General features: G+C 63.9%; 13 protein-coding genes. 3 read left to right on the forward strand and 10 right to left on the reverse strand.

Going from position 1 to position 12,923, the window contains the following annotated elements:
- Positions 1 to 9: 9 nt before the first annotated feature.
- The 7 genes from FJV80_RS25925 to FJV80_RS25955 all read right to left on the reverse strand — a co-directional run bounded on the left by FJV80_RS25925 (position 10) and on the right by FJV80_RS25955 (position 5,938).
- The gene (locus FJV80_RS25925) at positions 10 to 387 is read right to left on the reverse strand and encodes a DoxX family protein (RefSeq protein WP_142877792.1); all 378 of its coding nucleotides are present in this window, start codon (positions 385 to 387) and stop codon (positions 10 to 12) included.
- A gap of 65 nt (positions 388 to 452) precedes the next feature.
- Positions 453 to 911 (reverse strand): carboxymuconolactone decarboxylase family protein, encoded by a 459-nt coding sequence (locus FJV80_RS25930; RefSeq protein ID WP_142877793.1) that lies wholly within the window; start codon positions 909 to 911, stop codon positions 453 to 455.
- Between the two features lie 11 nt (positions 912 to 922).
- A complete protein-coding gene (locus FJV80_RS25935; RefSeq protein ID WP_142877794.1) occupies positions 923 to 1,447 on the reverse strand; it encodes an Rrf2 family transcriptional regulator in 525 nt (174 codons plus the stop codon).
- Between the two features lie 105 nt (positions 1,448 to 1,552).
- A complete protein-coding gene (preA, locus tag FJV80_RS25940; protein ID WP_142877795.1) occupies positions 1,553 to 2,866 on the reverse strand; it encodes an NAD-dependent dihydropyrimidine dehydrogenase subunit PreA in 1,314 nt (437 codons plus the stop codon).
- A gap of 12 nt (positions 2,867 to 2,878) precedes the next feature.
- Positions 2,879 to 3,721: a methyltransferase domain-containing protein gene (locus FJV80_RS25945; RefSeq protein WP_095773882.1), complete on the reverse strand. Its 843-nt coding sequence runs from the start codon at positions 3,719 to 3,721 to the stop codon at positions 2,879 to 2,881.
- 5 nt (positions 3,722 to 3,726) lie between these two features.
- On the reverse strand, positions 3,727 to 5,082 hold the full coding sequence (locus FJV80_RS25950) for an NAD(P)-dependent oxidoreductase (RefSeq protein ID WP_142877796.1): 1,356 nt from the start codon (positions 5,080 to 5,082) through the stop codon (positions 3,727 to 3,729).
- Positions 5,083 to 5,203: 121 nt separating this feature from the next.
- A complete protein-coding gene (locus FJV80_RS25955) occupies positions 5,204 to 5,938 on the reverse strand; it encodes a gamma-glutamylcyclotransferase (protein ID WP_142877797.1) in 735 nt (244 codons plus the stop codon).
- Positions 5,939 to 6,105: 167 nt separating this feature from the next.
- Here FJV80_RS25955 and FJV80_RS25960 point away from each other — a divergent pair, with 167 nt between their 5' ends.
- Positions 6,106 to 6,882: a VOC family protein gene (locus tag FJV80_RS25960; RefSeq protein WP_142877798.1), complete on the forward strand. Its 777-nt coding sequence runs from the start codon at positions 6,106 to 6,108 to the stop codon at positions 6,880 to 6,882.
- A gap of 80 nt (positions 6,883 to 6,962) precedes the next feature.
- Here FJV80_RS25960 and FJV80_RS25965 read toward each other — a convergent pair whose 3' ends face one another.
- Positions 6,963 to 7,466, reverse strand: coding sequence for a hypothetical protein (locus tag FJV80_RS25965; protein ID WP_142877799.1), 504 nt, complete (start codon positions 7,464 to 7,466; stop codon positions 6,963 to 6,965).
- 188 nt (positions 7,467 to 7,654) lie between these two features.
- Here FJV80_RS25965 and FJV80_RS25970 point away from each other — a divergent pair, with 188 nt between their 5' ends.
- Positions 7,655 to 8,044 carry a DoxX family protein gene (locus FJV80_RS25970; protein ID WP_095791051.1) on the forward strand — a complete coding sequence of 130 codons (390 nt, stop codon included), beginning with the start codon at positions 7,655 to 7,657 and terminating at the stop codon, positions 8,042 to 8,044.
- A 23-nt stretch (positions 8,045 to 8,067) separates the two neighbouring features.
- Here FJV80_RS25970 and FJV80_RS25975 read toward each other — a convergent pair whose 3' ends face one another.
- Both FJV80_RS25975 and FJV80_RS25980 read right to left on the reverse strand, forming a co-directional pair.
- Positions 8,068 to 10,509 (reverse strand): FAD-dependent oxidoreductase, encoded by a 2,442-nt coding sequence (locus FJV80_RS25975; RefSeq protein ID WP_142877800.1) that lies wholly within the window; start codon positions 10,507 to 10,509, stop codon positions 8,068 to 8,070.
- Between the two features lie 57 nt (positions 10,510 to 10,566).
- A complete protein-coding gene (locus tag FJV80_RS25980) occupies positions 10,567 to 12,105 on the reverse strand; it encodes a trimethylamine methyltransferase family protein (protein WP_142877801.1) in 1,539 nt (512 codons plus the stop codon).
- 216 nt (positions 12,106 to 12,321) lie between these two features.
- On the opposite strand from FJV80_RS25980, the gene FJV80_RS25985 reads away from it, so the two are divergent.
- Complete coding sequence (locus FJV80_RS25985; protein WP_095773876.1) at positions 12,322 to 12,912, forward strand: transglycosylase SLT domain-containing protein; 591 nt, start codon at positions 12,322 to 12,324, stop codon at positions 12,910 to 12,912.
- Positions 12,913 to 12,923 lie beyond the last annotated feature (11 nt).

Genomic DNA, 12,923 nt, shown 5'->3' on the forward strand with positions numbered 1-12,923 from the left:
GTTAGACCCTCAGAGCGTCTGCGCGATCAACGTCAGGAAACCGCCGCCCAGCGCGACATTGCCGACGAAGCCGTTGATGCGCGCCGCGCGATCCGGGCCCTGGTGGTCCCAGAAATTGTGGAACATCGGCGTGGCGACGATCAGGAACAGCACCAGCACCGCGCAGGCGAGTGCCGTCCACAGGCCGGCCATCACCAGGACACCGGCGATGATCTGGAGCACAATGCCGGCCCACAGCTCCAGCCGCGCTTGCGGCACGCCCCGCGCGGCCATCAGCCCGGTCAGGAAAGCGGCGTTCAGGATGTTGCGCAGGCCGGCGAAGACGAAGGCGCCGCCAAGCACCAGGCGGCCCACAAACAACAAGATCGATGGCAAATCGGCAGGCATAAAATACTCCCTTTGAAACCAATGGGGAGCGCCGCCTCCTCGACGGAGCTCCAACGGCGATAAGATCAGGCGGCCTTGGCGGCCGGCATCGGATGAATGGCCTGGAACGGGATGCAGAGCCGATTCCAGGTGTTGATCATGCCGAGCGCGACGGACAGCTTGACCAGTTCCTCTTCCGAGAAATGCTCAAGCGTGCGGGCATAGAGCTCATCCGACACACCATTGTTGGCGATCAGGGTCACCGCCTCGGTCCAGGCGAAAGCGGCGCGCTCGCGTTCGGAAAACAATGGCGATTCCTTCCAGGCCGCGACGAGATAGAGCCGCTGCTCGGTTTCGCCATCTCGCCGCGCCTCGCGGCTGTGCATCTCGACGCAGAAGGAACAGCCATTGATCTGCGAGGCCCTGAGCTTGATCAGGTGCAACAGGCTGACCTCGAGCCCGCATTCGTCGACCGCCTTGTTGAGCGCCGACACCGCCTTCATGATCTCCGGCGCCTTGGCGAAAAACTGCATCCTCTGTTTCATCTGATATCCTTTCACATCTGCTTTGGCGGGGTTGAACTGGATTTCTGCGGCCGCTGGTGGCGCGCCACGAAGGCGCAGCTCGCGGCAAAGGATCTGGGATCGCCTTCGGCCGTGTAGTCCGCCACGATGTCGGACAGCTTCACCTCAGCAAGCGCTGCCCGATAGGCGCGCTCGGCCTTGAGCATCGCGGCATTGATGCCGCAGGGTTTGACATAGGCCGAGGCGTCGATCTTGACCGGCCCGTTGCGGCGGATTTCGCCGCAGCGAAATGCCGGTTCGCGCCCTTCTATGGCCAGCACGATATCGAGCAGGGTGATGCGTTCGGCCGCCCGCGCCAGCCGGTAGCCGCCAGCCGGCCCCGGCACCGATTCAAGAATGCTGGCGGCGGCCAGCATGTTGAGATGCTTCAGCAGATAGCTGGGCGACAGTCCGAAACACTCGGCGAGAGCAGCACCCGGCATGGTGCTGTTGCCCTCGACGCTCGCAAGCGTGGCCGCGCAATGGATGGCCGCCTCAACGCCCTCGCCCAGCTTCATGATGCTGATTTCCTATTCATGGATACTATTTATCGTGGATAATTGTTATCCGCAATAGGAAAAAGAAAAACGGCACCCGAAGGCGCCGTTTTTGCGTGTCTGTGGCTACTCCGCGGCCACCTTGGCCATCGGATTGTTCGGATGCGTCGTCCAGTTGGCGTAGATCGGCGACACCGGCTTGCCGGTGCGCTGGTCCATGACGCCGGCAGCCAGCGGCTCCATGGAGATGCAGTTCTCGACCGGGCAGACATTGACGCACAGATTGCAGCCGACGCATTCGGCCTCGATCACCTCGAAGTGTCTCACGCCATTGACCACGCTGGTGATGGCCTGGTGCGAAGTGTCCTCGCAGGCGATGTGGCAGCGGCCACACTTGATGCAGGCGTCCTGGTCGACATGCGCCTTGGCGACATAGTTGAGGTTGAGATACTGCCAATCGGTGACGTTGGGCGTGGCGCGGCCGATAATGTCGTCGAGCGAGCGGTGGCCCTTCTCGTCCATCCAGTTTTCCAGACCGGCGATCATCTCCTGCACGATCTTGAAGCCGTAGGTCATCGCCGCTGTGCACACCTGCACGTTGCCGGCGCCGAGCGCCATGAATTCAGCGGCGTCGCGCCAGGTGGTGATGCCGCCAATGCCGGAGATCGGCACGCCGTGTGTCTCCGGATCGCGCGCGATTTCGGCCACCATGTTCATGGCGATGGGCTTCACCGCCGGGCCGCAATAGCCGCCATGCGAGCCTTTGCCGTCGATGGTCGGCATCGGCGCGAAACTGTCGAGGTCGACACCGGTGATCGAATTGATGGTGTTGATCAGCGACACCGCGTCGGTGCCGCCGGCATGTGCCGCCCGCGCGGGCTTGCGGATATCGGTGATGTTGGGCGTCAGCTTGGTGATGACGGGCATGCGCGTATACTGCTTGCACCAGCGCACCACCATTTCGATATATTCCGGCACCTGGCCGACGGCCGCGCCCATGCCGCGTTCCGACATGCCGTGCGGGCAGCCGAAATTGAGCTCGATGCCGTCGGCCCCGGTCTCCTCGACCAGCGGCAGGATGGCTTTCCAGCTTGCCTCTTCGCAAGGCACCATGATCGAGGCGACGAGTGCGCGGTCGGGCCAGTCCATCTTGACCTGCTTCATCTCGCGCAGGTTGGTCTGCAGGTCGCGGTCGGTGATCAGTTCGATGTTGTTGAGGCCGAGCAGGCGCCGGTCGGCGCCCCATATCGCGCCATAGCGCGGGCCGTTGACGTTGACGACCGGCGGGCCTTCCTCGCCCAGCGTCTTCCACACCACGCCACCCCAGCCTGCCTTGAAGGCGCGGATGACGTTGTAGGCCTTGTCGGTGGGCGGTGCCGAGGCCAGCCAGAACGGATTTGGCGATTTGATGCCGACGAAATTGTTGCGGAGGTCTGCCATGACAGGTCCCTTTCAGCCGAGACGAAGAAGCAGTTCAACGGGTGCGAGAATGCCGCCTTCAAGCGCGGCGGTGACATTGGCGATCTTGGTGCCGGCGTCTTCGCCCATGACGAGGCCGACGCCGGGCGGCGGCTTCTTGCCTTCCGCTTGCGCGGCGGCCATCCGGGCACGTATCGCGGCGAAGAATTCGACGGCGAAAGCACCGCGCCGCCGCTCGGCGACGACGGAGAAGCCGGAAGCCGTGGCAGCCGAGCGATAGTCGTCGGGCGTGGCAACGAAGGACATGCTCTCATCCGATGCCCATGGCAGCGGATAGGTCAGCGCGCCATCCTTGAGCCGCATCACGTCGTAGACGGCAAAGACGCCGCCCGGCTTGAGCACACGCGCGGCCTCGCTCATCAGCTTTTTCTTGTCAGGAAGGTTCATGCCGACATGCAGGATCATGGCCGCGTCGAAGCTGGCATCGGCGAATGGCATGTCCAGCGCACTGCCTTGCACGAAGTGCGTCCTGTCGACCATGCCCGCGCGCTTCGACAGGCTGGTCGCGATGTCGACATAACTTTGCGTAAGATCGATGCCGGTGACGTCGGCGCCGGCTTCGTTGGCGGCAAAACGGGCGGGACCGCCCACCCCCGATCCGATATCGAGCAGCCCGGCTCCCGGCTTCAAACCCATCTGCCCGATGAGTTCCCTTGTGGCGGCGATACCGCCAATGTGGAATTCGTCGACCGCCTCAAGATCGCCGGCGCGCAGATGGGCAACGTCCACGCCGATATCGGCGAGCGCGGCAAGGATGCGCTGCTCGAGACCCGCTATGTCGTAGTGACGGGCGATGCCCGGTTCCACCGTGGCCATGATCCTTATCCCTGCGTCAGACTCCTGTGCATGCTCTCGGCAGCGTCACGGCCCTGCGCGACCGCCGAAACGGTCAGGTCGTCGCCGCCAAAGATGCAGTCGCCGCCGGCCCAGACTTTCGCCAGCGAGGTGCGCCCTTCCCCATCGACCTTTATACGCCCGGCTTCGAGCTCGATCGAGGCCTCGCTGCCGTTGAGCGCGGCCGGGACAAAGCTCTGGCCGATCGCCTTGAACACCTGGTCGGCGACAAGCGTCAGCGTCTCGCCGGTACCGGCAAGCTTGTCGCCCTTCAATGCCGTGTATTCGAGTTCGATGCCCGACACCTGGCCGGCGTCGGTGATCACCCGCTTCGGCTGCAGCCAATGGCGGATGGTGACGCCATTGGCGGCGGCCAGGTCCTGCTCGAACTCCGAGGCGTTCATGTGCTCCTGGCCGCGCCGGTAGCAGATCGTCACCTCCTCGGCGCCGAGCAGCTTCGACTGCACGGCGGCGTCGATCGCCGTCATGCCGCCGCCGATGACGACGACGCGGCGGCCGACAGGCAGGCTGGCGAGATCGCTGGCCTGGCGCAGCTCGGCTATGAACTCCACCGCATTGGTGATGCCGGCGGCATCCTCGCCATCGGCGCGCAGCGCGTTGACGCCGCCAAGCCCCATGCCGAGGAACACCGCATCGTAGTTGCGGATCAGGTCGGAGAGCTGGTAGTCGCGGCCGAGCGCCTTGCCGTTCTGGATGTCGATGCCGCCGATCGCGGTGACATAGTCGACCTCGGCCTGGGCGAAATTGTCGACGCTCTTATAGGCGGCGATGCCGTATTCGTTGAGGCCGCCGGCCTTCGGCCGCGCCTCCAGTATGGTCACGTCATGGCCATGGCGGGCTAGCCGGTGCGCAGCGGCAAGGCCGGCCGGGCCGGCGCCGACCACGGCAATGGTCTTTCCGGTCGGCTCCGGGCGCGCGTAGAACTGCTTGTTCTCGGCCATCGCGACATCGGTGGCGTAGCGCTGCAGGCGGCCGATCTGCACCGGCTTGCCTTCCGCCACCTCACGCACGCAGACCTCTTCGCACAGCGTCTCGGTCGGGCAGACGCGGGCGCACATGCCGCCCAAAATGTTCTGATCGAAGATGGTCTTGGCCGAGCCGATCGGATTGCCGGTCGAGATCTGGCGGATGAACAGCGGAATGTCGATCGAGGTCGGACACGCGTTCATGCACGGCGCGTCGTAGCAGAAATAGCAGCGGTCGGATTCGACCAGCGCCTCGTGGTGATCGAGCGGCGGATGCAGGTCGGAAAAATTGTCCGCATACTGCTCGGCTGGAAGCCGGCCGCCGACGATACCTTCCTTGAACTGGCCTTCTGGCATTGTCAGTTCCCCTTGTTTTCGTTTTGGGGAAGGCTAGCACGTTTTATTTTTTTATCAATTGGTCAATTTTTGGCACAAGCTGCTGAAAAGGCTAGATAAAAACATGATTTTTTCACTCATGTTATGCCGTGGACGGCTGCTCTTGCCTGGGTGCACCGCCCTGGTCGACCGGCCGGCCGTGGAGGGCCCGGACCTCGTCCGCGACCAGTTCCTGCAGCCGCCACAGATTGCGATCATGGATGCCGAACGCTTCGAGATGGCTGACCGTGTTGTAGAGATATTCGGCGCCGGAACCGATATGGCCGCAGGCCCTGGCCAATATGCTCGCCACTCTGTCCAGCGGCTGGCCCAGCGACGTACCCCTGCCCTTCACGCCAACCCAGAAACCGAGTGCGCGGAGCGCGCCTTGCGTCGTATGCACAGGCAGCCACCTGACCGAGCTGACGCTCTCATGGTCGCTGATCTCGCGGCGCAGCAGCCTTTCGATCTGCGCCGGCTTTTCACCCTCCGGCAAACGGTAGATCACGCCGTTGCAGCGACCGCCGCGTTCGAGCGCCATCATCAGCCCCGGCTGCGCGGCGCTGCCGCGCCAGCGCACCATGTCGAGGCAGAAAGAGCGGTGCCAGCCGAAGGCCGTGGCGAGCCGTTGCTCGACCGATTCGAATTCCGGCTTCCAGATCAGCGAGCCGTAGGCGAACACCCACAGCGGCCCCTCGTCCGCTTCGCCGGACAGCCGCAATGCAAGCGTCTGGAAATCCCCGTCCTTCAGCTCCGTCCAGCTCGGATCCGGGCCGGGATCGGCCTCTTCCCTGTGGCACAGTGCGACAAGCTCCGGCGTGAGCGACATCTGGCGCATGAACAACCCCCTTGCCGTAGAGAAAATCGAAAATCGAGGGGCACGCAACCGGGAACGCATGTCATGGGCAGGCATTATTGTCCGGGGCGGTTGTCGGATTTGCGTGGCCAGGATCGTCCTGCGGTGGATCGGACAACGATCGATGCCGAACGGTGAGGAGACCGACCATGCCGAAATCCCCAATGCCCTTCTTCTGGTACGAACTGATGACTTCAGACCTCGACGCCGCCGAAGCCTTCTACACCAAGGTTGTCGGCTGGACGGCGCAGCCCTTCGACAAAGCGCCCGGCATGCCGCGCTACATCGTCATGAATGTCGGCGAGCGTGGCGTCGGCGGGCTGATGACGATGCCAGAGGACGCAGCCAAGATGGGTATGCCGCCCGCCTGGCTCGGCTATATCCACACCAAGGATGTGGACGCGTCGACCAAAGCATTGAAGGCAGCTGGCGGAGCCGTCCACCGCGAGCCCGACGACATCCCGGGCGTCGGCCGCTTCGCCGTCGTCGCCGACCCGCAAGGCGCGACCTTCATGTTCCTGCAGCCCAACGGCCCCGACCAGCCTGTCGTACCGGCCAGCACGCCCGGCCATATCGGCTGGCACGAGCTGTACACATCGGATTGGAAGGCGGCGTTCGATTTCTATTCCGACCAGTTCGGCTGGGTCGATGCCGGCGATTTCGACATGGGCCCGATGGGCACCTACCAGACCTTTACCGCCGGCCCCGAATCTGGTGGCGGTATCATGAACAAGCCTGAACAGATCCCCGTCCCGGTCTGGCAGTTCTATTTCAACGTTCCGGCCATTGACGCGGCCGCAAAGCGCGTCACCGACAATGGCGGCAAGATCCTGATGGGACCGATGGAGGTCCCCGGCGGCAGCTGGGTCGTGCAGTGCCAGGACCCGCAAGACGCGCATTTCGCGCTGATGGCGCCGGTGCGCTGACGGAAACAGACAACGCCACCACGAAGCGACGGCCTTTCATCTCACCACCGATGAAAGGCCGCATTGCTCTGCGTGCCGCCCTATTCCGGCGTCAGCACCGCGACCTTCAGCTCGGCCTTTTTCGCGCCGCTGAACTGGACGGTGGCCGGGCCGGCAGTGAGCTTGAAGCGTACGCTCTTGCGGATGCCGGGGCAGGTTTTCACACCGCTATAGCTCGCCGACTTGATGGCCTTGCCGTCCTGGATGACATCGATCCAGGCCTCGCCCGACAGGCTGATCTGAATGGCTCCTCCGGCCGGCACGTCCACGCTGGCGACGGCACCGAACGTGCCCTCCGCCGGCGCGCGCTCGGGCGGCAACGTAAAACCGGCTTTCTCCGCCGGAACCAGCGCCAGGTCCGCGGCAGCACCCACGGCCAGCTCCGCTCCAGCCGGCGTTGCGGGTGCCGCGGCAAACAGCGCCTGTTCCCGCGTCACAGGCCACTTGAAGGCCTCGCAACCGGCGTCCTCGGCCATGGCGAAGCTAGTGCCTGCAAGGAGTGCGAATAGACTTATGACGACTTTTTTCATGGCAAGGGAACCCACAGGTTTAGAGTGTCCATCTCAAATACAACCATGGCGATATAAATGCAACCCTGACGAGAGCAATATGAAAGGGCATGCCGGAGAACATTTCCAATCACCGATTGTTGATGGCGCGCCATGGGAAGTGAATGGTCCATCGCCGGACCATAATCTATGGCCGGACCGGGAGGGTGAAAATGGAGTTTCAGATGAAGCTTTTCGAAGGCCTCTCCAGATACCAGCCGCAGGCGCTCGGCGTGCTGCGCATCATGACCGCGCTGCAGTTCATCGAGCATGGCAGCCAGAAACTGTTCAACTTCCCCGCCAGCGCCGAGCCTCACGTCCTCACCGGGCTAACGACGGCCGCCGGCATCCTCGAATTCGCCGGCGGCATCCTGCTGGCGCTTGGCCTGTTCACTCGCCCGGTCGCGTTTCTGCTGGCCGGCGAAATGGCGATCGCCTATTTCATGGCGCACTACCCGCGCGACTTCTTCCCGGCCAACAATGGCGGCGACGCGGCGATCTCCTTCTGCTTCATCTTCCTCTATCTGGTCTTCGCCGGTGCCGGCGCCTTCGCGCTGGACAATCGCAAAGCTTGACGCTCGCCATGCGGGGTGAACCTTCACCCCCGCATGCGCTCAAAATTCGCGTCGAACAGCGGTGTCGCCTGGATGCGCGCCGCATGGCGCTTGCCCAGCAACTCGATTTCGAAGCCGTCGCTCTCCTCGGCGATCTCCTTCGGCACATAGCCGACGGCGACGGACTTATTCGAATGATGGGCGTAGCCGCCCGACGTCACCCAGCCGAGCACCGCGCCGCCGAACCAGATCGGTTCGTCGCCGATGACATCGGCATCGTCGGCCTCGACAATGAAGGCACGCAGCCGCAATTTTCCGCCTTGCTTGCGCTCGGCCAGCGCCGCCGCCTTGCCGATGAAATCGGCTTCCTTGCCATAGGCGACGAAGCGGTCGAGACCGGCTTCGAGCGGCCCGTAGATCGGCCGGTATTCGCGCCCCCATGAGCCGTAGTTCTTCTCGAGCCTGAGCGCATTGAGCGCGCGCGAGCCGAACAGGCCGATGCCGAACTCCGCGCCTGCCGCCATCAGCGCATGATAAGCCGCGCGCTGATATTCCGGCGCCACCCAGATCTCATAGCCGAGATCGCCGGTGTAGCTGACGCGGCCGACCAGGCACGGCGCCATGCCGATATCCATCCTGGCCACCGCCATGAACGGGACGGCCACGTTCGAAACATCGGCGCGGCTGACCTTGGCCAGCACCTCTCGCGCCTTCGGGCCGGCAATGGCAAGGCCGGTGAGTTTCGCCCCCAGCGCCTCGATATGAACCGAGCCGTCGCCAGGCAGATGCTGCTCGAACCAGCGCATATGATACTGCTCGGCGATGCCGGAGCCGGCGAGGAACCAGCCATCCCCATCTCGATCTGGAGGGCCCAGGTTGGCCAGCGTGAAATCGCCGATCAGCCTGCCGTCGTCCTTCAGCATCGGCGCCAGCGTCATGCGGCCAGGCTTGGGCAGTTTACAGGCGAGCATGCGGTCGAGCCAGGCAGCCGCCCCCTCGCCCGTCACCTTGTATTTGGCGAAGCTCGAAATCTCCGCCAGGCCGACGCCGTCGCGCACCGTCGCGACCTCTCTGGCGACATGTGAGAAATCACTGGAACGCCGCCAGGAGAACTCGTCCTTGACGCCTTCCGGCGCGTACCAGAGCGGCACTTCCAGCCCATAGGCGACGCCAAACTGCGCGCCCTTGGCCGACAACAGATCGTAGACCGGCGTCGTCTTGAGCGGCCGTCCGGCCGGCAGTTCCTCATTGGGGAAGCGGATCGAAAAGCGCCTGGAATAGTTCTCGCGCACCTTGGCGTTGGTGTAGGCCATCGTCGCCCAGTCGCCATAGCGCGCCACGTCCATGGCCCAGATGTCGGCGCCGGGGTCGCCCTCGATCATCCAGTTGGACAGCGCGAGACCGACGCCGCCGCCCTGCGAAAAACCGGCCATGACACCGCAGGCGACCCAGAAGCCCGGCAGGCCGCGTACCGGCCCGACCAGCGGGTTGCCGTCGGGCGCGAAGGTGAAAGGCCCATTGATGATTTGCTTGATGCCCGTGTTCTGGAAGGCCGGGAAATGCCGGAACCCGACCTCCAGCGACGGTGCGATGCGGTCGATGTCGGGCGCCAGCAATTCATGGCCGAAATTCCAAGGGGTCTGGTATTCGGACCACGGCTTGTTGGCTTTCTCATAGGTGCCCATCAGCATGCCGCCGCGCTCCTGGCGCAGATAGAGCTCGCCGTCGAAATCGACCGCATGGATGATCTCGGTGCCGGTCTTGGCGTTCCAGGCGGCGACTTCCGGCATGTCCTCGGTGATCAGGTACATGTGCTCCATGGCCAGCACCGGCAATTCGAGCCCGACCATGCGGCCGACCTCGCGCGCCCACAGGCCGCCGGCATTGACGACATGCTCGGCCACCACCTCGCCCTTGTTGGTGATGACGCGCCATAGGCCGTCGGGCCGCCGCACAATGTCCTCGACCTTGGTGAAGCGCTCTATTTCCGCCCCAAGCTTCCGCGCGGCCTTGGCATAGGCGTGGGTGACGCCGGAGGGATCGAGATGGCCGTCCTCCTTGTTGCGGACGGCGCCGACGAACTGCTTGGGGTCGAGCAGCGGCATCAGCTCGGCCGCTTCTGTCGCCGAGATCACTTCCAGATCGATGCCGAGATAGCGGCCCTTGGCGACGACACCGCGCAGCCAGTCCAGCCGCGCTTCGGTCGCGGCGAGCAGCACGCCGCCGGTCAGGTGCACGCCGGTCGCCTGACCCGACAGCTCCTCGATCTCCTTGTAGAGGCTGATCGTGTATTTCTGCAGCTTGGCGACGTTGGGGTCGCCATTGATCGTGTGCATGCCGCCCGCCGCGTGCCAGGTCGAGCCGGATGTCAGCTCGTCGCGCTCCAGAAGCACCACGTCGGTCCAGCCATGGCGGGCCAGATGGAACAGCACGGAACACCCGACGACACCGCCGCCAATGACCACGACCTTTGCATGCGATTTCATGGATTTTTCTCTGATATCAGTGAGTTGGATGGGTAAATGGATTCAGGATGGGAGGCATCACGGCTCGCCCTGCCCGATCGCTTCCTTGCGCCTGGCCACGTAGGCATCGAGCGCCTCGCGCACGGCGACATCCATCGCCGGCTCGACATAGTCTTCCAGCGCCTTCTTCCACAGCCGCGTCGCGCGCGCTGTTGCATCGAGGCTGCCGGCCTCCTGCCAGGCTTCAAAATTCTGCCAGTTGGACAGCATCGGCTGATAGAAGGCGGTGGCGTAGCGCTCCAGCGTGTGCGGCTCGCCGAAGAAATGGCCGCCCGTCGGCACCGCCCCCAGCGCCTCGACGGCGAGTTCCGCCTCGTCGACCACGATCGGCCGCAGGAACTCCATCATGTGCTGGATCATCTCGACATCGATGATGAACTTTTCGAACGACGCCGTCAGCCCGCCCTCCTGCCAGCCGGCGGCGTGATAGACGAGATTGCCATGACCGAGCACCGCGCCCCACAGCGCCATCAGCGTCTCATAGGCGCCTTGCGCATCTGCCGCATTGGAGGCCGAGCCCGGCGTCGTCCGGTAGGGCAGCCCGTAGCGCCGCGCCAATTGCCCGGAGGCGATATTGGCCTTTGTGTTCTCCGGCGTGCCGAAGGCCGGTGCACCGGACTTCATGTCGACATTGGAGGTGAAGGCGCCATACATGACAGGCGCGCCCGGCCGCACCAATTGCGTCAGCACGACGCCGAACAGTGCCTCGGCATTCTGCTGCGCCAAGGCACCCGCCAGCGTCACCGGGCTCATCGCCCCCATCAGCGTGAACGGCGTCACCGCCACCGACTGGCCGAACTCGGCCATGGTCATCAGCCCTTCGGCCATCATCTCGTCGAAGCGGCGCGGCGAATTGACCGAGATGATGGTGGCGATGCCCGGATCGTCGCGCAGCTGGTCCAATGTCAGGCCGCGCGCGATCGCCATCATCTCGATGCCGTCCAGCGCCCTGCCCCGGCCGATCGCCGAGACATGAAAGCTCTTGTCGGTCAGCGTCAGATTGGTGAAGTAGGTATCGAGATGGCGCGAATTGGCCGGCAGCTCGACCGGCGCGCAGACCTGGTTGCCGAGCATGTGAACGCAGTTGAAATTCTGCGCCAGCCGGGTGAGATCGGCATAGTCGCGCAGATTGCCGGCGCGGCGGCCACGCTCCATGTCGTGCACGTTGGGCGGGCCGGCAACCAGCGTGAAATTGATGGTGTTGCCGCCGAGATGAATTGTGTTGGCCGGGTTGCGCGGCGTCAGCGTATAATTGGAGCGCGTCGTCTTGAGCGCCTCGTCGACCATGCCGCGATCGATGCGGACATTGGCCGAGGCGTGATCGACCCTGGCGCCCGCCTGCTCGAACAGCGACAGCGCCCGCCGGCTCATCACCTCGATGCCGAAATTCTCCAATATATGCATTGAGGCCTGGTGGATCGCCTCGACCTGGTCTGGAGACAGCAACGCCATCGGCGGATAGGGATTGGTTACCCGCCTTTGCGGCAGTTGCGGGATGGGCGCCGGCCCCCGGTTGCTGGTGCGCTCGGCGCCGCGCTTGCGTCTTGGTTCGCTCATGCCGGCATCAAAGCCTTGGCAAACCAGGCAGGCTGTCAGAAATGCGCCGTTTACGGGCGTGATTTTAGCCAAGGCGGCATTTACGCAGTGCCATTTTATAAAAAGCGGCAGAAAGAGTCGGGATATCTACAGGGCTTTTTCGCGAGCGCTCGTGACCGCGAGGCGTTAACGGCGGCAGCAAGATTCCTTTTATGATTTCGGCCTATTGCTCATCCGATGCGTAGGTCGAGTTTTAGTAAAATTGTAGCGGTTGGCGTGTTGCTGGCACTTTCGGCCTGCGCGACCGCGCCCAGTCACATCAACAATGTCTGTGCCGTCTTCGACCAGAATGACGGCTGGTTCGACAACTGGCAGTCCGCGGCCGAACGCACCGCGCAGAAATATGGCGTGCCGGTCCCCGTGCTGATGGCGACGGTGCGCAAGGAATCCGGCTTCAAGAGCAATGCCCGGCCGCCGCGCACCAAGCTTCTCGGCTTCATTCCCTGGAAGCACGTCTCGTCGGCCACCGGCTTCTCGCAGGCGCTCGACGGCACATGGTCGCAATATCAGCGCGAAACCGGCAACTGGGCGGCGCGGCGCAGCAGATTCGCCGATGCCGTCGACTTCGTCGGCTGGTATCATTCCAAGACGGCAGACAGCTACGGCGTCGCCCGCAACGATACCTACAATCTCTACCTCGCCTATTATCTCGGCTGGACCGCCTACGGCCGCGGCAACCGCGGTGACGCCGGCGTACAGGGTTACGCCCGGGCCACCGACAAGATGGCGCGGGACTATGAAGCGCAGTTGCGGCAGTGCGGAAGCTGACACTCAGCCTG

Origin of the sequence: Mesorhizobium sp. WSM4310 (genome assembly GCF_007003935.1) — a bacterium.
GTDB lineage: Bacteria > Pseudomonadota > Alphaproteobacteria > Rhizobiales > Rhizobiaceae > Mesorhizobium.

Excerpts from the sequence above, each read along its gene's own strand:
- FJV80_RS25925 (WP_142877792.1), bottom strand. The coding sequence starts at position 387 with ATGCCTGCCGATTTGCCATCGATCTTGTTGTTTGTGGGCCGCCTGGTG.
- FJV80_RS25930 (WP_142877793.1), bottom strand. The coding sequence starts at position 911 with ATGAAACAGAGGATGCAGTTTTTCGCCAAGGCGCCGGAGATCATGAAG.
- FJV80_RS25935 (WP_142877794.1), bottom strand. The coding sequence starts at position 1,447 with ATGAAGCTGGGCGAGGGCGTTGAGGCGGCCATCCATTGCGCGGCCACG.
- preA (WP_142877795.1), bottom strand. The coding sequence starts at position 2,866 with ATGGCAGACCTCCGCAACAATTTCGTCGGCATCAAATCGCCAAATCCG.
- FJV80_RS25945 (WP_095773882.1), bottom strand. The coding sequence starts at position 3,721 with ATGGCCACGGTGGAACCGGGCATCGCCCGTCACTACGACATAGCGGGT.
- FJV80_RS25950 (WP_142877796.1), bottom strand. The coding sequence starts at position 5,082 with ATGCCAGAAGGCCAGTTCAAGGAAGGTATCGTCGGCGGCCGGCTTCCA.
- FJV80_RS25955 (WP_142877797.1), bottom strand. The coding sequence starts at position 5,938 with ATGCGCCAGATGTCGCTCACGCCGGAGCTTGTCGCACTGTGCCACAGG.
- FJV80_RS25960 (WP_142877798.1), top strand. The coding sequence starts at position 6,106 with ATGCCGAAATCCCCAATGCCCTTCTTCTGGTACGAACTGATGACTTCA.
- FJV80_RS25970 (WP_095791051.1), top strand. The coding sequence starts at position 7,655 with ATGAAGCTTTTCGAAGGCCTCTCCAGATACCAGCCGCAGGCGCTCGGC.
- FJV80_RS25975 (WP_142877800.1), bottom strand. The coding sequence starts at position 10,509 with ATGAAATCGCATGCAAAGGTCGTGGTCATTGGCGGCGGTGTCGTCGGG.
- FJV80_RS25980 (WP_142877801.1), bottom strand. The coding sequence starts at position 12,105 with ATGAGCGAACCAAGACGCAAGCGCGGCGCCGAGCGCACCAGCAACCGG.
- FJV80_RS25985 (WP_095773876.1), top strand. The coding sequence starts at position 12,322 with ATGCGTAGGTCGAGTTTTAGTAAAATTGTAGCGGTTGGCGTGTTGCTG.